The 25,564-nt window shown below is 69.8% G+C and carries 18 protein-coding genes; 7 read left to right on the plus strand and 11 right to left on the minus strand.

Going from position 1 to position 25,564, the window contains the following annotated elements; translation table 11 throughout:
• From C664_RS17080 to C664_RS17090, 3 genes are all read left to right on the plus strand, one after another.
• The coding region (locus C664_RS17080) for a helix-turn-helix domain-containing protein (protein WP_004291240.1) at positions 1–192 on the plus strand (192 nt) is incomplete at its 5' end.
• 317 nt (positions 193–509) lie between these two features.
• A complete protein-coding gene (locus C664_RS17085; protein WP_004291242.1) occupies positions 510–1,901 on the plus strand; it encodes a GntP family permease in 1,392 nt (463 codons plus the stop codon).
• A 20-nt stretch (positions 1,902–1,921) separates the two neighbouring features.
• Complete coding sequence (locus C664_RS17090; RefSeq protein ID WP_004291243.1) at positions 1,922–3,925, plus strand: acyl CoA:acetate/3-ketoacid CoA transferase; 2,004 nt, start codon at positions 1,922–1,924, stop codon at positions 3,923–3,925.
• A 26-nt stretch (positions 3,926–3,951) separates the two neighbouring features.
• Here C664_RS17090 and C664_RS17095 read toward each other — a convergent pair whose 3' ends face one another.
• The 3 genes from C664_RS17095 to C664_RS17105 form a co-directional block, all read right to left on the minus strand.
• Positions 3,952–4,326 carry a DUF488 domain-containing protein gene (locus C664_RS17095; protein WP_004291246.1) on the minus strand — a complete coding sequence of 125 codons (375 nt, stop codon included), beginning with the start codon at positions 4,324–4,326 and terminating at the stop codon, positions 3,952–3,954.
• Positions 4,327–4,876: 550 nt separating this feature from the next.
• Complete coding sequence (cysK, locus tag C664_RS17100) at positions 4,877–5,854, minus strand: cysteine synthase A (protein ID WP_004291248.1); 978 nt, start codon at positions 5,852–5,854, stop codon at positions 4,877–4,879.
• A gap of 148 nt (positions 5,855–6,002) precedes the next feature.
• On the minus strand, positions 6,003–8,846 hold the full coding sequence (locus C664_RS17105) for an AMP-binding protein (protein WP_004291250.1): 2,844 nt from the start codon (positions 8,844–8,846) through the stop codon (positions 6,003–6,005).
• A 177-nt stretch (positions 8,847–9,023) separates the two neighbouring features.
• Between C664_RS17105 and C664_RS17110 the strand changes: the two genes are divergently transcribed.
• Positions 9,024–10,256 carry an Eco57I restriction-modification methylase domain-containing protein gene (locus C664_RS17110; protein WP_004291251.1) on the plus strand — a complete coding sequence of 411 codons (1,233 nt, stop codon included), beginning with the start codon at positions 9,024–9,026 and terminating at the stop codon, positions 10,254–10,256.
• A gap of 3 nt (positions 10,257–10,259) precedes the next feature.
• Here the strand turns inward: C664_RS17110 and C664_RS17115 are convergent, their stop codons facing one another.
• The 3 genes from C664_RS17115 to C664_RS17125 are packed head-to-tail and all read right to left on the minus strand — an operon-like array spanning position 10,260 to position 16,803.
• Positions 10,260–11,345 carry a response regulator gene (locus tag C664_RS17115; RefSeq protein WP_004291254.1) on the minus strand — a complete coding sequence of 362 codons (1,086 nt, stop codon included), beginning with the start codon at positions 11,343–11,345 and terminating at the stop codon, positions 10,260–10,262.
• 26 nt (positions 11,346–11,371) lie between these two features.
• Positions 11,372–14,674, minus strand: coding sequence for a response regulator (locus tag C664_RS17120; RefSeq protein ID WP_004291256.1), 3,303 nt, complete (start codon positions 14,672–14,674; stop codon positions 11,372–11,374).
• A gap of 8 nt (positions 14,675–14,682) precedes the next feature.
• The gene (locus tag C664_RS17125) at positions 14,683–16,803 is read right to left on the minus strand and encodes a DctP family TRAP transporter solute-binding subunit (protein ID WP_004291257.1); all 2,121 of its coding nucleotides are present in this window, start codon (positions 16,801–16,803) and stop codon (positions 14,683–14,685) included.
• Between the two features lie 304 nt (positions 16,804–17,107).
• On the opposite strand from C664_RS17125, the gene C664_RS17130 reads away from it, so the two are divergent.
• Positions 17,108–19,249 (plus strand): putative bifunctional diguanylate cyclase/phosphodiesterase, encoded by a 2,142-nt coding sequence (locus C664_RS17130; protein ID WP_004291259.1) that lies wholly within the window; start codon positions 17,108–17,110, stop codon positions 19,247–19,249.
• A gap of 11 nt (positions 19,250–19,260) precedes the next feature.
• On the opposite strand, the gene C664_RS17135 is transcribed toward C664_RS17130, so the two are convergent.
• The 4 genes from C664_RS17135 to C664_RS17145 form a co-directional block, all read right to left on the minus strand.
• Positions 19,261–20,310: a patatin-like phospholipase family protein gene (locus C664_RS17135; RefSeq protein WP_004291262.1), complete on the minus strand. Its 1,050-nt coding sequence runs from the start codon at positions 20,308–20,310 to the stop codon at positions 19,261–19,263.
• 174 nt (positions 20,311–20,484) lie between these two features.
• Entirely contained in the window at positions 20,485–20,652 is a 168-nt protein-coding gene (locus C664_RS20855; RefSeq protein WP_004291264.1) for a hypothetical protein, read from the minus strand.
• 9 nt (positions 20,653–20,661) lie between these two features.
• On the minus strand, positions 20,662–21,846 hold the full coding sequence (locus C664_RS17140) for a YeeE/YedE family protein (protein WP_004291267.1): 1,185 nt from the start codon (positions 21,844–21,846) through the stop codon (positions 20,662–20,664).
• Between the two features lie 22 nt (positions 21,847–21,868).
• Positions 21,869–22,858, minus strand: coding sequence for a sulfurtransferase (locus tag C664_RS17145; RefSeq protein ID WP_004291269.1), 990 nt, complete (start codon positions 22,856–22,858; stop codon positions 21,869–21,871).
• Positions 22,859–23,094: 236 nt separating this feature from the next.
• Between C664_RS17145 and C664_RS17150 the strand changes: the two genes are divergently transcribed.
• Both C664_RS17150 and C664_RS17155 read left to right on the plus strand, forming a co-directional pair.
• On the plus strand, positions 23,095–23,868 hold the full coding sequence (locus C664_RS17150) for a DUF3750 domain-containing protein (RefSeq protein ID WP_004291271.1): 774 nt from the start codon (positions 23,095–23,097) through the stop codon (positions 23,866–23,868).
• A gap of 45 nt (positions 23,869–23,913) precedes the next feature.
• Positions 23,914–24,546: an arylesterase gene (locus tag C664_RS17155; RefSeq protein WP_004291273.1), complete on the plus strand. Its 633-nt coding sequence runs from the start codon at positions 23,914–23,916 to the stop codon at positions 24,544–24,546.
• 64 nt (positions 24,547–24,610) lie between these two features.
• Here C664_RS17155 and C664_RS17160 read toward each other — a convergent pair whose 3' ends face one another.
• A complete protein-coding gene (locus C664_RS17160; RefSeq protein WP_038012251.1) occupies positions 24,611–25,513 on the minus strand; it encodes a DMT family transporter in 903 nt (300 codons plus the stop codon).
• Between the last annotated feature and the right edge of the window lie 51 nt (positions 25,514–25,564).

Consider the following 25,564-nt stretch of genomic DNA (forward strand, 5'->3'; position numbering starts at 1 on the left):
CTTCCCCCGCCGAACACGCTGCCCGGCGAGCGCGTCGTGCCGCTCGCCGACAGCCTCGCGCGCGCCGAGCGCACGGCGCTGCTGGCGGCGCTGCGAGCCTGCGGTGGCAATCGCCGTCTGGCGGCGAGCCGGCTCGGCATCTCGCGCGCAGGCCTCTACGCCAAGCTGCAGCAGCACGGCATCGCGCGCTGAACCGCGTGGCGTGGCGCGCCGGAGCTGTCCAGAAATCTGGACTTTCTCTCCCGAAGTGTCCGTATTTCTGGACATGTCTTGAATTCTGGAGTCTTCCGGGCGCCCATCGTGCGCCGTCTCCAGCAATGACGAACGGCAATAAGTCGCTTCGATAAGTCAATCAGCGCATGCGATCCGGGCTCGCGTGCGCCCGTTCGGGACCCGTTCCGGCCGCAGCGTGGCTGAGCTGGCACGGATGCTGCTGTCTATGCCGGGAACCGCGGCAGCGTCCGTGGCTGAAAGAAAACCCAAAAAATCATCGAGGAGGAGAAAACCCCATGGGCACCCTAGGCATTCTTTTGTCTCTCGCGCTGCTGATGTATCTCGCCTACCGCGGCATCAGCGTCCTGCTGCTCGCGCCGCTGCTGGCGCTGCTGGCCGTGTTGATGTCCGGCGAGGCGGCGCTGCTGCTGCCGACCTACACCCAGGTCTTCATGAAGGCCATGGGCGGCTACGTGATCCAGTTCTTTCCGCTGTTCCTGCTCGGCGCCCTGTTCGGCAAGCTGATGGACGACTCGGGCTCGGCGCGCGCCATCGCCCATGCCATCGTGAACAAGGTGGGCAGCCAGCGCGCGGTGCTGGCGATCGTGCTGGCCTGCGGCATCCTGACCTACGGTGGGGTGTCGCTGTTCGTGGTCGCCTTCGCCGTGTATCCGATCGGCGCCGCGCTGTTCCGCGAGGCCGGCATTCCGAAGCGCCTGATTCCCGCTGCGATCGCGCTCGGCTCCTTCACCTTCACGATGACCGCGCTGCCCGGCACGCCGGCGATCCAGAACGCCATCCCCAGCCCCTTCTTCGGCACCGACGCCTTCGCCGCGCCCGGCCTGGGCCTGATCGGCGGCCTGATCATGTTCGGCCTCGGCACCTGGTGGCTGAGCGCCCAGCAGCGCAAGCTGATGGCCGCCGGCGAAGGCTACGGCCACCACAGCGGCGAGCCCGACAGCGAGCCGGCCGATGCGCCGCGCCCGGGCTTCTGGATCGCGCTGCTGCCGATCCTGGTGGTGATCGGCCTCAACTTCGTGATGGCCAAGCAGGTGCTGCCGGCCATCGACACCAGCTACCTCGCCAAGCCCGAGTTCGGCGGCCTGCAGGACGCGCGCTCGCTGATCGGCATCTGGTCGATCATCGTCGCACTGTCGGCGGCGGTGCTGCTGCTGGTGGTACTGCACTGGGCGCGCTGGGCCGACCTGATGAAGACGATCAACGAGGGCTCCTTCGGCTCGATGCTGCCGATCCTCAACACCGCGACCGAAGTCGGCTACGGCACCGTGATCGCCTCGCTCGCCGGTTTCGTGGTGATCCGTGACCTGGTGCTGGGCATCGCGCCGGGCAACCCGCTGATCTCGGAGGCGGTGGCGGTGAACGTGCTCGCCGGCATCACTGGCTCGGCTTCGGGCGGCATGTCGATCGCGCTCAAGACGCTGGGCGCGGAATACCTCGCCATGGCGACCGCCGCCGGCATCAGCCCCGAACTGCTGCACCGCGTCGCCGCGATGGCCTCGGGCTGCATGGACACGCTGCCGCACAACGGCGCGGTGATCTCGTTGCTGGCGATCTGCCGCCTGACGCACCGCGAGTCCTACGGCTTCATCGCGATGAACACCGTTGTGTTCCCCCTCGTGGCGCTGGTGGTGGTGATCACCCTCGGCACCCTGTTCGGCAACTTCTGAGCACAGGCGGGAGATCGGCAATGAGCACGAGCACACATCCGATCGCCGCCTCGCTGCGCGCGTCCGACACCGGCAAGGTGGTGTCGGCGCGCGAGGCGGTGCGCCTGATCCGCAGCGGCGACACGGTCGCCACCGGCGGTTTCGTCGGCATCGGCTTCCCGGAGAGCATCGCGATCGCGCTTGAGGAGCGCTTTCTCGAGGGCGGCGAAGCCGGTGCCGAGGGCGGTGGGGTGCCGCGCGACCTGACCCTGGTCTATGCCGCCGGCCAGGGCGACGGCAAGGACCGCGGTCTCAACCATCTCGGCCACGACGGCCTGGTGGCGCGCGTGATCGGCGGCCACTGGGGCCTGGTGCCCAAGCTGCAGGCGCTGGCGGTGGACAATCGCATCGAGGCCTGGAACCTGCCGCAGGGGGTGATCTCGCACCTGTTCCGCGACATCGCCGCCGGCAAGCCGGGCACGCTGACCCGCGTCGGCCTGGGCACCTTCGTCGATCCGCGCTTCGGCGGCGGCAGGCTCAATGCACGCACCACCGCCGAGCTGGTGCGGCTGATGCCGATCGACGGCGAGGACTACCTGTTCTACAAGGCCTTCCCGATCCACGTCGGCATCATCCGCGGCACCACCGCCGACTCCGATGGCAACGTCACCATGGAAAAGGAGGCGCTGACCCTGGAGGCGCGCGCGATCGCGATGGCGGCGCGCAACTCCGGCGGCATCGTCATCGTGCAGGTCGAGCGCATCGCCGAGCGCGGCTCGCTGAACCCGCGCCAGGTGCAGATTCCCGGCGTGCTGGTGGATTGCGTGGTGGTGGCGGACCGGCCCGAGCACCACATGCAGACCTACAGCGAGCAGTACAACCCGGCCTTCGCCGGCGAGATCCGCGTGCCGCTGTCGGCGATCGCCGCGCTGCCGATGAGCGAGCGCAAGATCATCGCCCGCCGCGCGGCGATGGAACTGCGGCCCGACGCGGTGGTGAACCTGGGCATCGGCATGCCCGAGGGGGTGGCGACCGTCGCCGCCGAGGAGAAGGTCATCGACCTGCTGACCCTGACCGCCGAGCCGGGCGTGATCGGCGGCATCCCGGCCGGCGGCCTGTCCTTCGGCGCGGCGGTGAACACCCAGGCGATCATCGACCAGCCCAGCCAGTTCGACTTCTACGACGGTGGCGGGCTGGACATCGCCTTCCTCGGCCTTGCCCAGGCCGACCGCGAGGGCAACCTCAACGTCTCCAAGTTCGGCCCCCGGCTGGCCGGCGCGGGCGGCTTCATCAACATCTCGCAGAACACGAAGAAGGTGGTCTTCGTCGGCACCTTCACCGCCGGCGCGCTGCAGGTGGCGGTGGAGCAGGGCAGCCTGCGGATCGTGCACGAAGGGCAGGCACGGAAGTTCGTCGACGCGGTCGAGCACCGTACCTTCAGCGGACCGCAGGCGGTGAAGTGGAACCAGGACGTGCTCTACGTGACCGAGCGTTGCGTGTTCCGCCTGTGTGCCGAGGGCCTGGAACTGATCGAGATCGCGCCGGGCGTCGACCTGCAGCGCGACATCCTCGACCAGATGGATTTCGCTCCGGTGATCAAGCATCCGCCGGCGCGGATGGACGCGCGCATCTTCGCCGACGAGCCGATGGGCCTGCGCCACGACCTGCTCGGCGTGCCGCTGGCGCAGCGGGTGGCCTACGACGCGCAGCAGGGCGTGCTGTTCCTCGATTTCGAGGGCCTCGCCGTACGCACGCCGCAGGACATCGCCGCGATCCGCGACGCAGTGCGCGCGACGCTGGCCCCGCTCGGGCGCAAGGTCGACGCGGTGGTCAATTACGACCGTTTCTCGATCGTGCCGGAGCTGGTGGATGACTACGTGGAGATGGTGAGGGGGCTCATGGACGCGCATTACCGCACGGTGACGCGCTACACCACCAACGGCTTCCTGCGCATGAAGCTCGGCGAGGAGCTGGAGAAGCGCCGCATCCCGGCGCGCTTCTACGAGAGCGCGAGCGCGGCGCGCCAGGGGCTGGCCGGGGCCTGATGGAGGCAGCCGTTGCCGGGGCGTTTTCAGGTTCCGCCCGGGCCGGCCTCCATTTCCAGCCACAGGCGCAGCGCCTCGGCGTTGTTGCAGGTGGTGTCGCGCGCGGCGTAGAGCAGGGTGACGACCGGATGCGCGGTGATCAGGCCGCGCAGTTCGGCGAGCGCCGTGCCTGCGGCGGGGGATTGCAGCTCGTCGGCGTAGCGCCGGCGGAATTCACCCCAGCGTGCGGGGTCGTGGGCGAACCACTGGCGCAGTTCGTTCGACGGCGCGAGCTCGCGCAGCCAGTGGTCGACGCCCGCGGTCTCGCGCTTGAGGCCGCGCGGCCACAGGCGGTCGACGAGCACGCGGCAGCCGTCGTCGGGGGTGGGTGGATCGTAGGCGCGGCGGGTCTTGATCGGCATGGTTGGACGTGCTCCCAGGTCGGAATGACTGCTCAGCCTTCCAAGCTGCGCTTGAGCTTGAGCTTGAGCGCTTTCGAACCGCCGGGGACGCGCGGGGTATGCCTTCCGGGGCTGCACCGCTGCGCGGTGCTTTGCGGAGGGTACGCAAACGAGCGCTCGATTCCTCGCTCGGACAGTCCTCGCCCCTTTACGAATACCCCGCACATCCCCGGCTACCGTTGTCGAGGCTCGACGGTACCGAGACCATCGAGCCTCGACGCGTAGCGCTCTCGTGCCGCGGACGTCCGCGGAGCTTCATTGCCAGGGGTGTTGTCGTTGCGTTGAGCTGAACTCACGATCCCAGGATGCGTGCGGGGTGTTCCTGAAGGGGCGAGGACTGTCCGAGCCCGAAGGGCGAGTTCCACAGCCCCGGAAGGAACACCCCGTGCGCGTCCATCGCCCCGGGCGGTCGAGCACAGAAGGTTCAAAAAACAACGCCGGCATCAAGCACTAGCGCTTGAACGACCACCCCGCGCCACGGTTTCGGTTCAGGAAGCCCGCACGCAGGCGCTCAAATCGCCAGCCCCTTCTCGTCGAACATCCCCTCGAACAGGATCGAGCTCAGATAGCGCTCGCCCGAGTCCGGCAGGATCACCACGATGGTCTTGCCGGCATTTTCCGGCCGCTGCGCCAGGCGCACCGCGACCGCGGTGGCCGCGCCGCAGGAGATGCCGGCGAGGATGCCTTCCTCGCGCGCCAGGCGGCGGGCGTAGAGCACTGCGTCCTCGTTGCTCACCTGCTCAACGGCATCGACCAGCGACAGGTCCAGCACCTTCGGCACGAAGCCGGCGCCGATGCCCTGGATCTTGTGCGGCGCAGGAGCGAGCGGCTGGCCGGCGAGGTGCTGGGTCAGGACCGGGCTGGCGGCGGGCTCCACCGCCACCGACTGGATGTCCTTGCCGCGCACGCGCTTGATGTAGCGCGAGACGCCGGTGATGGTGCCGCCGGTGCCGACGCCGGAGACCAGGATGTCGATGCCGCCATCGGTGTCGTTCCAGATCTCGGGGCCCGTGGTGGTCTCGTGGATCGACGGGTTGGCGGGGTTCTCGAATTGCTGCAGCAGCACGTAGCGGCCCGGATCGCTGTCGGCGATCTCCTTCGCCTTGGCGATCGCGCCGTTCATGCCCTTGGCGCCCTCGGTCAGCACCAGCTTCGCGCCGTAGGCGACCAGCAGCTTGCGGCGCTCGATGCTCATCGTCTCGGGCATGGTCAGCGTCAGCGGGATGCCGCGCGCGGCGCAGACGAAGGCGAGCGCGATGCCGGTGTTGCCACTGGTGGGCTCGACGATCTCCTTGCCCGGACCGAGACGGCCGTGCGCCTCGGCGTCCTTCACCATCGAGGTGCCGATGCGGCACTTGACCGAGAAGGCCGGGTTGCGGCCCTCGATCTTGGCGAGCACGGTCGCCGGTGCGCCGTCGAGCACGCGGTTGAGACGGACGAGCGGGGTGTGGCCGATGGATTCGGCGTTGTCGGGGTACCAGTGGGACATGCGGATTTCCTCGTGTGTAAGACGGACGGGCGGACGTCACCCATGGCTGCAGTATAGGCAGGGGCGAGGCGCCCCCGCCATGCTGCGCGGCAGCGTCCGGGGTGCGACCGGGCCGGTTCAGGCTTCGCGGGTGGTGCCTCAGGCAAGCTCAGCGCCGGGTCGCATCGTCCTCGCCGCAGTGCGCGAGGATGTCGGCCCACACCGCGTCGCGCAGGGCGAGCAGGTCGTGCCAGTCCTCGCCATCGGGTTGGTGGGGCGCACAGACCGTCACCGCGAGCGCGCCGGGCCGCGGTCGCCAGCTGCCGTCGCGCAGCACCGCACGGGTGCCGGCGAGCGCGACCGGCACCACGGGCAGGTGCTGGCGCGCGGCCGCCTGGAAGGCGCCGAGGCGGAAGGCCTGCAGGCCGGGGCGGGCGCTGAAGGTGCCCTCGGCGAAGAACAGCAGTGGCGCACCTGTGCCGGCTCCGGCGGCGAGCGTGTCGGCGTCCTCGACACCATGTGCGGCGTCGAAACGACGTACGAAATGCGTGCCCATGCGCTCGAACAGCGGCCGCAACAGGCGGTTGTCGCGCAGCTCGGCCTTGGCCACGAAACGCACCGGCTGCGGCAGCGCGGCGGCGAGCACGAGGCCGTCGATGTAGCTGGCGTGGTTGGCGACCAGCACGCAGCCCTTGGCTGGCAGGTGCTCGACGCCCTCGACCCGCAGCGCGCAGCGGCATAGCCACGCATGCAGGCGGGCGAGGCGGTGGCAGGCCGTCCAGCGCTGCTCGAGGCGTGGCAGAACGAGAATGGCCAGCGTGGCGATCGGCGCGAGCAGCATGAAGGCGAACCACGCCCACGCCGCCCGGAGCTGGTGTGGGACCGCCTCGGCGGCCCGGCGCGCGCGGCCGGCGAGACTCGCCCGCTGCAGCCGCAGCACCTGCAGCCAGGTGGCGCGGCTGGGGGCGCCGAGGGTGCCGGCGAGGTAGGCGTCGCGGATGGCGGCGCGCCGGATCTTGCCGCTGGAGGTCTTGAGTACCGCGTGCGGCGGCGCGAGCACGACCGCGTCGGGGGCGAGGCCGAACTGGTCCATCGCGGCGGCGGTGATGCGGGCCTCGAGCGCCGCCCGCGTCTGCGGATCGCTGGTGCGCGTCTCGGCCACCACGACCAGGCGCTCGTCCACCTCGCCCGGCACGAGGGTGTCGAACACCGCGACGCAGCCCTTGCGCACGCCGGGCAGTTCGCCCACCGCTTGCTCGAGGTCGTAGGGGTAGAGGTTGCGGCCGGCGCGGATGATCATCTCCTTTGCCCGGCCGGTGAGGTAGAGCTCGCCGTCGGCCAGGTAGCCGTGGTCGCCGGTGGCGAGCCAGCCGTCGCGGATCAGCGCGGCCGTGGCCGCCGGATTGCGGTAGTAGCCGGCGGTGGCCGAGGGGCCGCGGAATTCGACTGCGCCGACGCAGCGCTCGGGCAGGGGGTGGCCGTCGGCGTCGACGATGCGTAGTGCGTGGCCGGGCAGGGCCGGGCCGCAGGACACGAGACGCAGCGTGTCGCTGTCGTCCGTCGCGGGCCTGACCTGCGTGCCGAGGCGCACGCTGGATCGCTGCACCGGATCGATCACCACACCGCGCCCCGGCGGGGGCACGCACAGGCCCACGGCGCATTCGGCCAGGCCGTACCCGGGCATCAGGCTGTGCGCATCCAGGCCGTAGCGGCTGAAGGCGGCAGCGAAGCGCGCCAGGGTGTCGGGGTTGACCGGTTCGGCGCCATTCGCTGCCAGTCGCCAGGACGACAGGTCGAGCCCGTCCAGCTCGGTGTCGGCCAGACGCCTTACGCACAGCTCGAAGGCGAAGTTGGGCGCCGCGGTGACCGTGCCGCGGTAGTGGTGGATCGCCCACAGCCAGCGCTCGGGCCGGGCGAGGAAGTCGAGCGGCGACATCAGCACCAGGGGGAGGCCGTGGTACAGGCTGCCGAGCCAGGTGCCGATCAGGCCCATGTCGTGATACAGCGGCAGCCAGCTCACGCACACGTCCTGCGGCCCAAGCGCGGCGGCGCGGCCCCAGGCGCGGATGTTGGCGAGCAGGTTGGCGTGGCTCAGGGCGACGCCCTTGGGGTCGCCGGTGGAGCCGGAGGTGTACTGGATCAGGCCGAGCGCGGCGCTGCGCAGCGGCTGTGGCGGCAGGGGTGCGCGTCCGCTTGCGGCCAGCGCGTCCGGCGTGCTGACATGGGCGAGGGTGGAAACCAGCCCGGCGAGCATGCGGGCCAGCGGGCGCACGCGGTCGAAGGTGATCAGCACCCTCGCTTCGCAGTTGTGCAGGATCCCGGCCTGTCGGCGCAGGTGCTCCTCGATCTGGTTGGGGCGCGCCGGCGGATACATCGGTACCGGCACTGCGCCGGCGAACAGGATGCCGAAGAAGCAGCGGAAGAAGTCCAGGCCCGAGGGCAGCATCAGCGCCACGCAGTCGCCGGGGCGCACGCCGAGTGCGACGAGCGCGCCGGCAAAGCGCGTGGCCACCTCGTGCAGTTGCGCGCAGGTGAGCGTCTCCGCATGCGCGTCATCGACCAGGAAGCGGACGTGGACGCGCTCCGGATGGCGTGCGACGTGCCATTCGAGGACCTCGACCAGGGTTGCGGCGGACTCCGGGAGCGGCGGCGTGGCGCCGGCCGTTGCCGGCTCGGGGGCGGAGGGTTGCGGCGGCGGCATGCCGCCCTCCATGTCGGCGCTGCGGGGCGATGGTGTGGGGGCGCGGGCGGCCTGCGCCAGGGCGTGAAGCAGGTCGCGCGGCGTCTCGGCGTCGGCGAGCACCTCGGTCGGCAGGCGCAGGACGAAGCGGCGCTCGATGCGGGCGAGCAGTTCGACGCGGCTCAGGCTGTCGAGGCCGAGTTCCCGGTCGAGCGGGCTGTCGAGGCTGGCGCGCCGCGTCGTGCCGGGTTGCAGTTCGCGAACGACCTCGTCGATCAGGCGCAACAGCGCTTCGGCGTCGGGCGGGTGGGCGTGGGCAGAGGGGGCAGGCATCGGCGACGTCCGGTGTGCGCCTTCGGGCGGCTCGAGGCCGGGGAAGGGCGGCCGCGTCGCACACCGGACCGCCCCGGCGGGCAGCAGCCTTGGTAACATCGCCGCCCATGTCAACCTGCCTTGATTCCCGCACCCCCCGGGTGGTTCCCTGCCGAGGAGCGCGCCGTGTCTGAGCAAATGGGGCTCGGCCTGCGCGACGTCGCCGCGCTCGGCCAGGTGTTCACCCCCGAGCCGGTCGTGCGCGCGATGCTGGCCCTGCGCCGCAACAGCGGCCGCGTGCTCGAGCCCTCCTGCGGTGACGGTGCCTTCCTGCGCCACCTGCCCGGCGCGGTGGGGCTCGAGCTGGATGCCGACCACTGTCCGCCGGGGGCCCTGGCGCTTGATTTCTTTGCCTACCCGGAGCGCGAGCAGTTCGACACCATCATCGGCAACCCGCCCTATGTCCGTTTCCAGGACATCCCGGCGGCGACGCGCGAACTGATCGCCCAGGGGCGCCACGGCCGCTGCCTCGACGGACGCTCGAACCTGTACCTGTTCTTCATCGAGAAATGCCTGCGCCACCTCGGGCCGGGTGGCGAGCTGATCTTCATCACGCCGCGCGACTTCCTCAAGGCGACCTCGGCGGTCAGGCTCAACCGCCTGCTGGCCGAGACGGGCAGCATCACCGACGCGATCGAGCTGGGCGACGCGCGCGTGTTTCCCGACGCCGTGCCCAACTGCCTGATCTGGCGCTTCGAGAAGGGTCGCAGCGAACGCGCGATGCGCTACTGCGAGATCGGCGTCGAGGACGCGCTCGATACCGCGCTGGCCGTCCCCGCGTGGGTCTCCCGTCACTTCCTCGAATGCGCCGGCCACCTGATGTTCGCGCGCGGCGACTATCCGCTGCGCCTGTCGGACGTGGCGTTCGTGAAGGTCGGCGCGGTGTCCGGTGCGGACGACCTGTACGCCGACGCCGCGCATGGCAACCGCGATTTCGTGTGCTCGTCCACCGTCAGCACCGGCCAGGCCAGGCGCATGATCTGGCCGGAGCCGGGCGAGTCGCCGCCAGCGGTGCTGCAGCCGCACAAGGTGCGCCTCCTGCAGCGCAAGGTGGCGCGCTTCGACGAATCGAACTGGTGGATGTGGGGCCGCATGCACTACCGCAGCGCGCAGCCGCGCGTTTATGTGAACGGCAAGACGCGCGCGGCGCGCCCCTTCTTCGTCCATGACTGCACCGACTACGACGGCTCCGTCATGGCGGTGTTTCCGCGCCGGCCCGATGTGGATGTCGAGGCTTTCCGCGACGCGCTCAATGCGGTCGACTGGGCCGATCTCGGCTTCGTCTGCGACGGCCGCTTCCTGTTCACCCAGCGCAGCCTGGAGAACGCGCCGCTGCCGGCCGCGTTCGCGGCCTTCCTGCCACCGGGCTGAGGTTCAGGAACGGGGCAGGAGGCGGTCCGAGTAGGTGTGGGCGATTGCCTGGAACTGCTCGGTGAGCTCGACGAAGGCGTCGACGACGACCGGATCGAACTGCGCGCCGCGCTCATCGATGATGATCTTCGCGGCCTCGGCGTGGCTGAAGGCTTCCTTGTAAACCCGCGTGCAGATCAGCGCATCGTAGACGTCGACCAGCGCCATCAGCCGACCGGCCAGGGGGATGTCCTCCCCGGCGAGCCCGTTGGGATAGCCGCTGCCATCCCAGCGCTCGTGGTGACCGAGGATCAGCTCGCGGGCCAGGCGCAGGAAGTGGCTGCTGCCGAGCTGGCCCTTGGCGACGTCGAGGGCATTCGCACCGTACTCGACGTGCCGCTTCATCTGCTCGAACTCCTCCGCGGTGAGCTTGCCGGGCTTGAGGAGGATGCTGTCGGGTACCGCGACCTTGCCGATGTCGTGCAGGGGGGCGCAGCGGAACAGCAGCTCGATGGTCTGGGGGTCGAGCTGCACGCGGTAGGGGCCGTGCTGGCCGAGGTGGGTGGCCAGCGCCCGCATGTAGTGCTGCGTGCGCTTGATGTGACCGCCGGTTTCGCTGTCGCGGTATTCGGCCAGCGAGGCGAGGGCTTCGATGGTGACCTGCTGGGTCAGGGCCAGCTCCGCGGTGCGCTCCTGCACCAGTGCCTCGAGCTCCTGCTCGTAGCGCTTGAGTCGCAGGTGGTTGTGTACCCGCGCCTTCACCACCAGCGGCTCGAAGGGTTTGCGGATGTAGTCCACCGCCCCCAGCTCGAGACCCGTGGTCTCGTGGCCGGTCTGGTCGAGCGCGGTGATGAACACCACCGGAATGTGCTCGGTCGCGGGCAGGCCCTTGAGCCGGCGGCAGACTTCGTAGCCGTTCATCTCCGGCATCATGATGTCGAGCAGGATGATGTCGGGCTGCGGCTGGGCCTGGGCGATGTCGAGGCCCTTCTTCCCGTTGATCGCGGCCTGGACGACGTAGTCCCCACGCAGCAGCTGGCGCAGAACCTCGATGTTCTCGGGGGTGTCGTCGATGATGAGGACGCGTTGTCGGGTGTCTTGCGTGGCCATGTCTGCGTGAACCGGAAGGGGATTGCTCAGGCGGGTGCGCCCGAGTCGATCCGAAGTGTCTCGGCGATGTCCTGTAGTTCGCCGAGCGCCTTGTCGAAGTCGTAGTGAGCGATCGAGTGCGCCAGCCGTCTGATTTTGTCCGCAGGGAGCTGGCCGCGCAATGACTCCCGCAGCGCCTCGAACAGCTCGACGGCTTCGGTGTCGCCGGTTTGCAGCAGCGTGCGCAGCCTCGCCAGCCCCTCGGCCAGGGCGCCGGGATCGACGGCGGTGGCGGACGGGCTTGCCGGCGCGCTTGCGGGCATGCCCGCGAGTCCGTCGAGGACCGGGGCCAGAGCCTCGATGACGGTGCCGAGTGCGGCGTCGATCTCCGCGTCCGGGGCGCTGCGGCGACAGGCTTGCTCCAGTTCTCTCGCCGCTGCGGAAAGGGGGAGGGCGCCGATGGTCGCCGCCACGCCCTTGAGGGTATGGGCGTGGCGGGTCGCGGTGGCGTGGTCGCCCTCCTGCCGCGCGCGCGCGAAGCGTGCGGCGAAGTCCGCTTCGCCTTGCGCGAACAGGCGCAGCAGCGTGAGGTAGATCTGGGGTTCGCCGTCGCAGCCCTCCAGGCCGCGCTGCAGGTCTATGCCAGGCAGCGTGGCGGGCAGCCCGGGCGCCGGCTGCGCTTGGGTCGCGGGCGGGCGATCCGGCTGCGGGGCCGCGCCGCGCGGCTTGATCCACTGCGCCAGGGTCTGGAACATGCGGGCGACGTCGAGCGGCTTGCCGATATGGTCGTCGAGTCCGGCGGCGAGTGCCTTCTCGCGGTCGCCGGCCATCACGTTCGCCGTCATCGCGATCACCGGCAACCCGCGCCAGCGTGGGTCGAGACGGATCGCGCGGGTCGCGGCATAGCCGTCCATGACCGGCATCTGCAGATCCATCAGGACGCCGTCGAAGCGCTCGCGCTCGAGCCAGTCCAGGGCTTCGCGACCGTTGGCCGCCACCCGCAGGCTGATGCCCGCGTTGCGCAGCAGGTCGATGGCAAGCGCCTGGTTGAGCTCGTTGTCCTCGACCAGCAGCAGGTGGGCGCCGCGCAGCTGGTCATAGACCGCGCGGCTTTCCTCCGCACGCAGGGCGCGCCGGCTGTGCGTCGGGCCGCTGTGGCCAAGGGCACGCAGGATGGCGTCGAGCAGCGAGGACGGTGTGACCGGTTTGCCGATGGCGCCGAACACGGCCGCATCGGCCGGCAGGTCGCCGGGGTCGCGTGCGGTCACGATGATGACCTTGGGCAGGTGTTCCGGCCTCAGGCGGCGGGCGATTTCATGGGCACAGCTCAGGCCGTCCATGTCGGGCATCATCCAGTCCAACAGGACCAGGTCATAGGCCTGGCCGGCGTGTTCGGCACGCTCGAGCTCGGCCAGGGCCTCCGGGCCGCTGGCCGCGCTGCTGCAGGCGAGCTGGAGGGCGTCGAGCATGTTCTCGCAGACCTTGCGTGCGCTCTCGTTGTCGTCGACGACCAGGATGCGCAGGGCCGCCAGCCCCAGGTCCGCGTGAGGGGCCTCGCCGTGTTCGGCGGGCTGGTCGTGGCAGCGCGCGGGCAGGGTGAAGTGGAAGGCGCTGCCCGCGCCGGGCTGGCTCTCGGCCCAGATGCGCCCGCCCATCATCTCGACCAGGTGGCGCGAGATCGCCAGGCCGAGCCCGGTGCCGCCGTAGCGGCGGGTGGTCGAGCTGTCGGCCTGGCTGAACTGCTGGAACAGGCGCGCAATCTGTTCGGCGGAGATGCCGATGCCGGTGTCGCGCACGGTGAACTGCAGGGTGACGCGATCGCCTTCGCGCTCGACCTCCCGGACCGAGACGACGACCTCGCCCCGCTCGGTGAACTTCACCGCGTTGTACCCCAGGTTGGTCAGCACCTGGCCCAGGCGCAGGGGGTCGCCGACGAGGTGGCGCGGCAGCCCGGGCTCAAGGTCGAAGAGCAGCTCGAGCCGCTTCTCCTCGGCCTTGAGCCCGATCACGTTGCTGAAGTCGTCGAGGACGTCGTGCAGGTCGAACGCCACCGCGTCCAGGGCGAGCTTGCGGGCCTCGATCTTGGAGAAGTCGAGGATGTCGTTGATCAGCGTGAGCAAGGCCTCGGCGGAGCGGTGCACCTTCACCAGATAGTTGCGCTGGCGCTCCCCCAGCGCGGTGCCGAGGGTCAGATGCACCATGCCGATGATGACGTTGAGCGGGGTGCGGATCTCGTGGCTCATGTTGGCAAGGAAGTCCGATTTTGCCCGGTTCGCCTCCTCGGCCTCGTGGCGCGCCGCCGACAGCTCGGCGGTGCGCTGCACCACCCGCTGCTCGAGCTCGCCCTGCATCTGGCGCAGCTCGGCGGTGCGACGGGCGAAGGCCGCGGCGAGGTCCTCGAGCTCGTCACCGGTGCCCAGCGGGCGTGCCAGCGCCGCGTCGTCCTCGCCGATGACGCGGCGGTACAGGGTCAGCAAGGGCGCGGCGATGGTGTTGCCGATCCAGGTGCTGAGGAAGACCGCAACCACGGTCAGGGCCAGGCCGACCAGCAGGAAGCTGAGCAAGGCCTCCCACACCGGATCGCGATAGATGGTCTCGGGCAGGCCGATCTCGAGTTCCAGTCCGAGTGTGCCGAGCAGCGGCTCCGAGGCGCCCGGGACGATGCGCTGGGTGGTGTAAGTCTCGCCTTCCCTGAAGTTGTGGGCGAAGAGGGGCGTGCCGTCCTTGAAGAAGCGCAGGTAGGCTTGAGGGTGATGCAGGGGGTTGCGCGCGACGATCGCGCTGAGGTCGAAGGCGACCGCGACTGCGCCCTGGGTGGTGTTGTAGAAGCTGATCGGTGCCGCGATCACCAGTTGCTGCTCGGGCAGGCGGATATAGAGGGCGCGCTGCCCCATCGCCAGCGCGCCGCGCAGGGCCGGTGAGGCGTTGTAGTTGACGAGGGGGGGGCCGGAGTAGAACACCGGCCGACCGTCGAAATCGACAAGGGCGAAGCGCACCACGTCGCGTTCGGCCGCGAAGTTCTCGGCGAGCTTGGGGAGATAGGATTGTCGCCCCTGTTCGTCGACCAGGCCGTTGATCACCAGCTCGTTGACCGCCAGGCGCTCGGTGTTCTCCACCAGTGCGGCGATGCGCTGCTCGAGCAGGGCCTGGTTGGCGCGACCGACCTCGAGCAGGGAGGTCTGCATCAGCCGGCTCAGGTGGCCGTCCATCTGCACGGCGACCAGCGCGGTGATCAGCACCATCACCGCTGCGACGAAGCCCGAGACCTGGAGCGTCAGGCGGCGCTTGAGGCTGCGGCGATGGGCATGGGGCGACGGCGGCGTGGTGGCGGTTGGAGGCGTGGTGTGCATGGTCGTCGTCAGCGCGGCAGCAGGCGGAGGACGCCGTGTTCATCGAAGCGCGCCATGCGGTAGTCGCTCTCGTCCAGTGCGTCGTGACGGTTGGCGCTGAAGGCCGGGGCGTAGCGTCTGACGGCACCCTCGTGCGGCGGCAGGTCCTGCAGCGCTTCGCGCACGGCCTGGCGTTCGCTGGTGCCGGCCTGGCGCAGCGCCGCGGCGAGCAGGTGGACGAGGTCGTAGGCCTGGGTGACACCCTGGGGGGCGATGACGTCCTGCGGCGACGCGACGTCGTAGCGCTGCAGGTAGCGTTGCGCCAAGGCCTGCGCCTGCGGGCGTGGATTGTCGATCAGGCTTGCGGTCTGGAACACTTCGAGATCGAGCTGGGCGATTGCATGGCGGCTTGCCGCCCACAGGTCGGTAGCGGTGATCCCCCAGTGCGCGACGATCGGCAGCGGATCGGGCTGGGCGGCCATCGCGCGCACGACGTAGTGCCCCTCGAGGGGGTTGGCGATCATGAGGAGCACGTCGGCCCCCTTGGCCCTGAACCGCGCCAGCTCGCCGCGGAAGTCCGTCGCGCCGCGATTGAACACGGCCTCGTCCGCCAGTTCCAGCCCGGCCTGCGCGATGTGCTCCCGCAGGCGCTGCTGCATGCCGCGCCCCCATTCCGAGTTCTCGACCAGCAGGGCCGGCCGGCCGAAGCGCTTGCGCACGTGCTCGACGAGGAAGGGGGCGACCAGATTGTCGTTTGCCGAGGCACGGAAGATGTGATTCGGCTTGAAGTCGTGCTGCACCACCGCGGCCGAGGTGCTCCAGGGTACGAGCAGTGGCAGGCCGAGGCGGTGCAGGCTCTCCTGTTCGGCGATGATCACGTGCGAGTGCATGCCGCCGAGCACGGCGACCACATCGGGGGTGGCGGCGAAGTGCTCGATGTTGGCGATGCCCAGGCCCGGCTGACTCCTGTTGTCGCGGGCAATTAGCTTGAGTGGCTTGCCGAGCACGCCGCCAGTGGCATTGATCTCCTCGATCGCGAGTTGTGCGCCGCGCTTGATCGCGAGACCGCCCAGACGTCCGTCGGTCGAGAGGTCGGCGTCCAGGCCGATCAGGATGTGGCGCCCGGGCACGCCATACTTGTGCTCGAGCAGTTCGTCGCTGCGCGACAGCAGGTCGGGGCCGATGAGCGCCTCGAAGCGCCCGGGAATGTGGGCGGTTGCCTCGGCGAAGCGGCGGCGCTCGTCCTCGCTCAGGGTGTGGATGGTGACGCCGGCGGCACGGATGGTCTCGAGCAGCTGTGCCTCGCGGCGATGGGTTTCCGCGCGCTCCCAGGGCGTGAGCGCGCGTGCCGTGTCGATCAGCAGGGTCCGTTGCTCCGGGCTCAGGGTGTCGAAGACGCGGCTGCTGATCACGAACACGTAGCCCAGATAGCCGTGATTGCTCAGCGTCAGGTGCGGCTGCACTTCGTGGATGCCCATCGCGACGATGGCGATCAGCGGGTTCTCCTGAGCGTCGACCACGCCATCGGCGAGCGCCTGCCGGGTGGCGTGGAAGTCGATCGGGATGGAGTGCGCGCCGAAGGTGCGGAACTGGTCCATCAGCATCCGGCTCTTCATGGTGCGCACCCGGGTGCCGGCGAAGTCTTCCGGGCTGCGCAGCGGCCGGTCACCGGTGAACTGCTTGAAGCCGTTGTCCCAGAAGGTCATGCCGATCAGGTCGATGCTGCGCAGCTTGTCGAGCAGCATCTGACCAGGCTCGCCATCGAGCATCGCGTAGAGGTCTTCCCGCGTCGGAAAGTAGAACGGCAGGTCGGCGTACTGCATGGCCGGGACCGCCACGCTGACCTTCGCGGTGGGAATCAGCAGCAGGTCCAGACTGCCCTGGCGGGCCATCTCGAGCATCTGGTCGTCGGTGCCCAGCGCCTGCCCGGGGAAGACCTCGATCTTCAGCGCCCCCCCGCTCCGGGTGCCGACCTCGGCGGCGAAGCGTGCCGCGGCCTCGAACAGGGCGCCGTCGGTGATGTTGTGGCCAAAGCGAAGGGTCCGCACCACCTCCTGTGCCGGCGCTGCGCTGGGCGTGGGGGCGGAGGGCGTGCGATGCAGCAGCGAGGCAGTCAGGCCCAGTGCGATCAGCAGGAGGGCACTGATCACGATGAAGACGGGGTTCCTGTATATGGCCATGGTCCGGGCAGCGATGGAGGGCGGCCTGCGATCGGAGCGATCGCGTCAACGCTTATCGGCATTTAGCATCGGATTGGCTGCGCCAGCAATGGAATCGTGCACACTCCGCCGCCGGCGTGGTGCGGATGCACCAATTTGACGCCGGCGCCCGGTTCGTCCGCCTCGCGCTGGTGCGGCGGCACCCCGGCGCCCGGGCCGTCCGCCCGCTGCTGCGCGTGTCCGCCGGAGGCATGGATGTTGCCATTGCCCACGGTCGCCCTTACTCGCCCCGCCCATGCTGTCTGCCCGATCGATCCCGCGCCTGCGCACCAGCCTGCTCGCCAGCACCCGTGTCGACCGTGCCCGCGTGCTCGACACGCTGGTCAACAACCTCGATGGCATGGCCTATCGCTGTCACCTCGACCACGACTGGACGATGGTCTTCGTCAGCCAGGGCTGCCTCGCCCTCACCGGCTATCCGGCCGACGTGCTGGTGGGGGCGAACGCCTTGTCCTGGGAGGCCGTCACCGACCCGTCCGACCGCCAGCGGGTGCGCGGCGAGATCGAAGCCGCGGTGCGCAGCGCCCGCCGCTTTGCCGTCGAATACCGTATCCGCACGCGCGAGGGCGACACCAAGTGGGTGCTCGAGCGCGGCATCCCGGTGCCGGACGAGCGCGGCTGCATCGTCATCGAGGGCTTCGTGGAGGACATCACCGAGCATCGCGCGATGGTGGCCGCGCTCGAGCATGCCGAGCTGCGCTACCGCCACATCTTCGAACACGCCTCGGAGGGCATCTTCCAGACCACGCCGGAAGGTCGCTACCTCGCCGCCAACCCGGCGCTGGCAAAGCTCTACGGCTATGCGGGTCCGGACGAGCTGATCGCCGACCTGGCCGAGCTCGACCGCCGGCTGTACGTCGAGCCCGGCCGGCGGGCCGCCTTCCGCCGGCTGATGGAGACGCACGGCGAGGTGCGCAACTTCGAGTCCGAGGTCTACCGCCGCGACGGCTCGCGCATCTGGATCTCGGAGAACGCGCACATCGTGCGCGGCAGCGACGGCCGCCTGATCTGCTACGAGGGCACGGTGCAGGACGTCTCCGAGCGTCGCCACTACGAGGCCCAGCTCGAGCGCCAGGCCAACCGCGACCAGCTCACCGGACTGCCCAACCGCAACCTGCTGCGCGACCGCATCGAACAGGGCATCGCCCGCGCGGCGCGGCGCGGCTGCATGCTGGCGCTGGTGTTCATCGACCTCGACGGCTTCAAGTTCATCAACGACAGCCTCGGCCACGCGGCCGGCGACGAGCTGCTGGTCGAGATCGCCGGCCGGCTCAATGCCAGCATCCGCAGCTCGGACACCGTGGGGCGGCTGGGCGGCGACGAATTCGTGCTGGTGCTGAACGACCATGAGCAGCTGGGCAGCGTGATTTCCACCCTCGAGCGCGTGCTGCAGGACATCGGCCGTCCGGCCGCGCTCGCCGGGCGCGAGCTGCAGGTGGGGGCGAGCCTGGGCGTGGCGATGTACCCCGACGACGGCGACGACGCCGACAGCCTGCTCAAGCATGCCGACGTGGCCATGTACGCGGCCAAGAGCCGCGGCCGCAACAACTTCCAGTTCTTCACCCGAGCCCTCAACAGCGTCGCCGAGGAGCGCCTGACGCTGGAGGCAGCGATGCGCGTGGCGATCGAGCGCGACGAGTTCGAGGTGCACTACCAGCCCAAGCTCGACCACCGCCGCCGCATCGTGGGCATGGAGGCGCTGGCGCGCTGGTTCCACCCCGTACTGGGCGACATCCGTCCGGACCGCTTCATCCCGATTGCCGAGGAATGCGGGCTGATTCTGCCGCTGACGACCTGCATCCTACGCCGTGCCTTCGCCGCTGCGCGCCGCTGGAACCAGGGTCGCGACCAGCCGCTGCGCCTGGCGGTGAATCTGTCGCCGCGCCTGTTCCTGAGCCGGGACATCGTCGCTCATGTATCCGGCCTGTTGTGCGATGCGGGGCTGCCGGCCTCGCAGGTCGAGCTGGAGGTGACGGAAACGGTCTTCCTCGGCGACGACGAGCTGGCCGTCGGGATCTTCCGTGCGTTCAAGGCGCTTGGCCTCAGCCTGGCGATGGACGACTTCGGCACGGGCTACTCGTCGCTCAGCTACCTGCGCCGCTTCCCGCTCGACACCATCAAGATCGACCGCTCGCTGGTCGTCGGCATCGAGCAGCAGGACGAGATGGCGATGATCGCGCGCGCAGTGATCTCGCTAGGTCAGAGCCTGCGCAAGACGGTGGTCGCGGAAGGCGTCGAGAACCCGGCGCAGTTCGACTTCCTGCGCTTTCAGGGCTGCGACGAGTTCCAGGGTTACCTGTTCTCGCGCCCGCTGCCCGAGGCCGGCTTCGCGCGTCTGCTGGAAGCAGGCGGCGTCATCGCGGCCCGGGGCGACTGAGCGGCCGGCGGCTACAGGAACAGGCCGGCGACATCGACCGTCTCGCGCCGGCCGATGGCGTTGCGGTGCCGGCCCAGCCAGGCATCGGCCGCGGCGCGGCCGAATGCGTGCAACTGGCCGAGGAAGGCGCTGGTGGCGTTGAGCCTGCTGGCGCCATGGATGTCCTCGAGTTCGCGCGCCTCGATCAGGTGGAAGCGCTGCTGCAGCAGCTTGCGCTCGAAGCGCCCCCGCGGCCAGAACGAGGACGTCTCGCGGATATGGCGCCGGGCGTGCGCGATCATGCGCATCTCGCGCAGGAAGGTGGTGGAGAAGCCCAGCTCCATGCTGCGTGCGGCGATGTCGTCGGCACTGCGTGGTGCGTTCTCGCGCTGCAGCGGGTTCAGCAGCACCAGCAGGATGTCGGGCGTGCTGCACGCGTACAGCAGCGGGTAGATCGCCGGGTTGGCGGTGAAGCCGCCGTCCCAGTAGAACTCGCCGTCGATCTCCACCGCGTGGTGCAGCGTCGGCAGGCAGGCCGACGCCAGCAGCGCGGCCTCGCTGAGTTCGGCAGTGTGGAACAGGCGTACCTTGCCCGTGCGCACTGCGGTGGCGGCGATGAACAGCTTCAGCGGACAGTCGCGCCGCAGGCGCTCGAAGTCGAACTGGGCGCGGACGACGTCACGCAGCGGATTGAGCTCGAAGGGATTGAACTGGTAAGGCGAGAACATGCGCGTGAGGCCGACCAGCATGTTCATCGGTGCGGGCAGGGCGCCGTCGTTGGCCGGATTGAGCGTGTGCAGCAGCTCGAGATGGAAGGGCACGCTGTCGCCCACCGCATGCCAGAAGCGGGCCAGGGCTGCGCGCGCGCCTTCGGCGCCGCCCTCGGTCCAGCCCTGGGCGAGGGCAACGGCGTTCATCGCCCCGGCGCTGGTGCCGCTGATGCCCTCGAGGTCCAGCCCGGCCTCGAGCAGGCGATCGAGCACGCCCCAGGTGTAGGCGCCATGCGCGCCACCGCCCTGCAGCGCGAGGCTGAGCAGGGGGCGGGGCGGGCTGACGCGCTTCGGCCATGGCAGTTTCGGCATCGCAGGATCCTCCGCATCGAGGCGCGGCGCAGGGGCGGACGGCACGGGCTGCGCCGGCCGGTTTGTTGCGCCGCACAATGCGAAGTATCACGCGACTTCCATTGCAGCTTCAAGCAGGACCCTGCGTCGGGTGCCGCGTCGGCGAAGCCGGATGGCACACCGACGCAGGCGGGCTCAGCGCCCCGAGCAGTGTCCGCCGGAGGCCGCCTGGCCGCTGCCGAGCGCGATCGGGGGCGGTTCCACGCGCACGCCGCCGGTGCTGGCGGTGTCCATCGCGACCAGGGCCAGCACCAGCAGCCAGAACACGGCGGTGGCGAGGCGGAAGAGCTTCTTGTTGTCCATGTCGTCTCCTCAGCCGCTGACGCGCTGGCGAATGCGCACGCCGAGAACCGAGCCCGCGAATGCGAGCGCGAACCACACCCAGCCATGCAGGCTGGCCGAGGCGATGCCGCCGAGGTAGGCGCCGACGTTGCAGCCGAAGGCCATGCGCGAGCTGTAGCCCATCACCAGGCCGGCGACGCAGGCAGCGATCAGGCGGCGCGAGGACGGGATCTTGAAGTCCGCGGGACCGTTCCAGCGCGAGGCGGCCAGGGCGCCGTAGATCAGGCCGAGGTTGGTCACCGAGGTCACATCGGCCAGCAGCGGTTCCGCCAGGCGCACCGCATGCGGATCGACGCCCCAGAACGGGTCGCCGACGGCGCTCCAGCCCAGCGCGGTGGCGATCTTCGCGCCCCACACGCCGATGCCGTAGACGATGCCCCAGGGCTGCCCGGCGACGATCAGGTGCAGGCCGTACAGGGCCGCCAGCAGCAGCGCGCCCAGCCACCAGCGCCGGGACCAGCCGGTCGCCGTGCGTGGAGTCTCGGCGACCGGGGCGGCAACGAAGCTCGCAGTGGCCGCCCGCGCCGATTGCAAGGCCGCCGCCTGCACCGAGGAGGACACGCGGGAGGACGCGCGCGGCGCGGCGCGGCCAGCCAGCCAGGCGACCAGGCCGCAGGCGAGGACCGTGATCGCCAGCGCGACCGGCCAGCCGAACGCCAGCAGGTCGACCGCCGGCAGGCCGCCGAGGGCGATCCAGCCCGGCTGGTGCGAGGCACCGACGAAGCTGCCCAGGGCGAAGGTCGGCAGCACGGCGAAGGACAGCGGCGCACCGGCGCCGGCCTTGTACAGCGTGCCCGAACCGCAGCCATCGGCCAGCTGCATCGCCGCGCCGAACAGGAAGGCGCCCAGCACCAGGCTGATCGTCAGCGGCGCCACCGCACCGACCAGTTCGCCACCGCTGCCGGCGATCAGCGGCAGGCTGACCGCAGCGGCGAGCACCATCAGCAGCATCTGCGCCCACAGGCCCTGCGGGTCGCGACGCTCGATGAAGTCGCGCCAGCCGGTGGTGAAGCCGAAGCGCGCGCCCTGCAGCACGGCGCCGAAGCCGATGCCGAGCAGCGCCAGCAGGCCCTGGCGCACGCCGGCGGCAAGCATCACCGCCAGCACGCCGGCCAGTCCGCCGACGACGAGGAACAAACGGGTAAACCAGCGCATTGGAACCGTCCCGACCCGTGGCTTACTCGAAAGCGCGCTTGATGTCCTGCACCAGCGCGGACACGCGCGAGGGCTGGTTCTGCATCGGCAGTTCGGCCTTGCTCCACTCCACCATCGACGCCGGGTAGAGCTTCACCGCGGTGTTGCCGGCGATCTCGGACATCACGAACCAGTTGGTGGCAGCCCAGTGGCCGGTGTTGCAGAAGGACACCGCCGGGCCGGCTGCCGCGCCCGACTGCGCGACCAGCGACTTCAGCTCCGCCGCGGGCTTCAGCGTCGTACCGCCCTTGACGAAGAACTGGGCGTTGTCGAAGGACTGTGCGCCGGGCAGGGTGCCGTAGCGGGCGGCCGCATCGACGCGGGCCTCGCCGGTGTAGAAGCGGGCCGGGCGGGCGTCGACGAGCAGGGGGGCCGAGGACGACTGCACGGCCGCCGCCAGTTCCTGGCTGGACACGATCTGCGTCTCGTCATAGCGATAGGTGAACTGGCTGGGCGCGACCGTGGGTACGGCCTTGTCGAGGGCGCCGCCGCGGGTCTGCCACAGCTTGGTGCCACCGTCGAGGATGGACAGGCGGCTCAGTCCGCCGACCTTCAGCGTCCAGTACACCCGGGCCGCTGCGCCGAAATCGGTGTGGTCGGCGCCGCCATGCACCACGATCACGTGGGTGTTCCGGTCGATGCCTGCCTTGCGCAGCACTTCGGTGAGTGCGGCTTCGGGCACGAGCTGGCCGGCGTTGTCCTTCGGCCCGCGGAACTTGCCGTAGGGCGTGTTGATCGCGCCGGGGATGTGGCCCTCGGCGTAGTCCTTGTCGCTGCGGATGTCGAGGATGCGCACGTCCGGCTGGCCGAGCAGCGGTTTCAGGTCGGCGGGCGTCAGCAGCGGGGCGGGGAGGGCCACGGCGGGTTGCGCCTGGGTGGCACCCGGCGCGGGAAGAGTGTTCGCAGACACCGGCAGGGCCAGGGAAAGACCGCCAGCGGCGATCGTCAGCGAGAGCAGGAGCTTGTTGAGCATGGCGTATTCTCCGTTCGGTCGTGCAGGGGTGCCCCCCGTCCGGGGGCCGCCGGGGCTTGTCGGCGCCCCTTGAAGTCGTGGAGGCGCAGGATACGGTGAGACGCCAACAGGCAGAATAGGGGTTGAGGAAGGTCCATAGATCCATTGGTTATTTGAGCGGCCCGAATGCGTCCTGTGATGAACTCGCTGGCGCAAGTCGGTTCTGACCCGGGTTGCTCACTCTCGCTGGCTGTCCCATGAAACGCTCGAACCTGCTTGCGCTCGGCTTTGCCGCGATGCTGACCCTGTCCTTCGGCCTGAGCCTGGCGGACGACCCGCGCGCGTCGGTTTCCGCCGGCGAGCGCAGCTGGCGCACGGCGCCACGCCATTCGGCAGGCATCGCGCCCGATCCGGTCGCTCACGCGGGACAGGCGATCGTGCAGGTGTATGCGGCGCCGACCTACGGCTGGCGGGGGTATTTCGCCGTGCATCCGTGGATCATCTACAAGCGCAGCGGCGAGACCGCCTACACGCGCTACGAGGTCGTCGGCTGGGGCGGCACGAATGTCGTGCGTCGCAACCACGCGATTGCCGATGGGCTCTGGTACGGCGCGATGCCGGCGGTGCTCGTGGATCACCGCGGCGAGTCCGCGCAGTCCATGATCGACGACATCGAAGCCGCGATCGGGCGCTATCCGTACGTGAACGAGTACCGCAGCTATCCCGGCCCCAACAGCAATACCTTCCTGGCCCATATCGGACGGGAGGTTCCGGCGCTTGCGCTCGACATGCCGGCGAACGCAATCGGCAAGGATTACCGCCCGGTCAGCCAGCCGCTTGGCCTGTCCCCGTCGGGCGCGGGTGTCCAGGTGTCCCTGCTCGGCCTGCTGGGGCTGACGGTCGGACTGGAGGAGGGGATCGAGTTCAATATCCTCGGCCTCAATTTCGGCATCGACCTGAATCGTCCCGGACTGCGCCTGCCGGCGATCGGACGCCTGGGGATGGACGACGTGTCCGTCTCGGGCGTGTGACCGCTTGAGTGGGCCGCGCTGAATGATCGGGAGACGATACGGAACATGAAACGACGCGTTTTTCTGAGCGGACTGCTGGGCGCTGCGCTGCTTGCCGGCTGTGGTCGTGATCTGCCGCGCCTGGCCGCGCTGCCGGCCGACTCGGTCGTGCTGGCGTTCGGCGACAGTGTGACCTACGGGACGGGGGCCTCGGAGGGCGAGGACTGGCCGAGCCTCCTGGCGGACCTGACCGGCTGGGACATCGTCAATGCCGGCATCCCGGGGGATACGGCACTCGCAGGGCAGCACCGTTTGCCCGCCCTGCTGGAGGAGTACTCGCCTGCGCTGGTGGTCGTCGAGATCGGTGGCAACGATTTCCTGCGCCGTCGCGCGCAGGTCGAGGTCAAGGAAGACCTGCGCAGGATCGTGCGCATGGCCCGGGACAGCGGAGCGCAGGTCGCCCTGGTCGGCGTGCCCGAACTGTCGCTGTTGAGTGCCGTGGCGGGCCGGCCCTCCGATGCGCCGATCTACGCCGAACTCGCCGAGGAAGAAGGCGTGCCGCTGGTGCCGGACGTGTTCTCCGACATCCTCGGCCGGCCGGAGTTGTGCGCCGACAGGATCCATCCGAACGCGGCAGGGTACGCGCGGATGGCTGCCGGCATCCATGCACGCCTGCGGGAACTGGGCCTGGCAGGCTGAGGCCCGGCGGTGTGCGTCGGCCGGCGGCCTGGGGCGTCCTCTGCCCCCGACGTCCGCCGCGATCTCAGCCTTTCTCGCCTTTTGCCGCCAGGTAGATGCCCACCAGCAGCAGGCTGAAGCCCACGAACTGCAGCGGCGCGAAGCCCTCGCCGAAGATGATGAAGGCCATCAGCGCGCTGCCGACCGGCTCGCCCAGCGTGACCACCGCGACGAAGGTCGCCGACACGTAGCGCAGCGACCAGTTGTAGGCGGTGTGGCCGAGCAGTTGCGGGCCGAGCGCCATTGCCAGCAGCACCAGCCAGGCGGTGTTCGACAGGGTGAAGAGTTCCACGCCGCCCGCGCCGCTGGCGGCGAACAGGAACAGCGCTGCGGCGCCGTAGGCCAGCCAGATGTAGGCCGGCAGCCCCAGCCCGGCACGCAGCCGGCGGCCGATCAGCAGGTAGGCGGAGAAGCACCAGCTGCCGATCAGCGCCAGCAGGTTGCCGAGCATCGGGTTGCTGCCCGCGCCGACGGTCTGGCTGTCGCTCCAGAAGATGAACAGGCTGCCGGCGAAGGACAGCGCGATGCCGCCGATCATCATCTTCGTCGGCGTCTCGCGGAAGATGAGGAAGGAGGCCAGCCCGATCCACAGCGGGTTGGTCGTCACCAGCGCGGTGCTGGAGGCGACCGAGGTGTATTCCAGCGAGCTGATCCAGGTGGCGAAATGCAGCGCGAGGAAGAAGCCCGCCGCCAGCGCCATGCCGATCTGCCGCCGGGTGAGGCGGGCAAGTTCGTGGCGCGACTGAAGGAAGGCGACCGGGGTGATGATCAGCGCGGCGAAGCCGAGCCGCCAGGTCGCCACCGCGAGCGAACTGACGCCCTCGGCCTGGGCGAGGCGGGCAAAGATGGCGCCGAAGGAGATCGCGGTGAGACCGATACCGAGGACGACGAAGGGGAGCCAGCGGGCAGGTTGGGTTGTCTGGGACATCAAGCGGGAGTCGATCAGGTTGTTGTCGGTGCGGATTCGGAGGGGCGCGGC

This window comes from Thauera sp. 63, assembly GCF_000310165.2.
GTDB classification, from domain to species: Bacteria; Pseudomonadota; Gammaproteobacteria; order Burkholderiales; family Rhodocyclaceae; genus Thauera; species Thauera humireducens.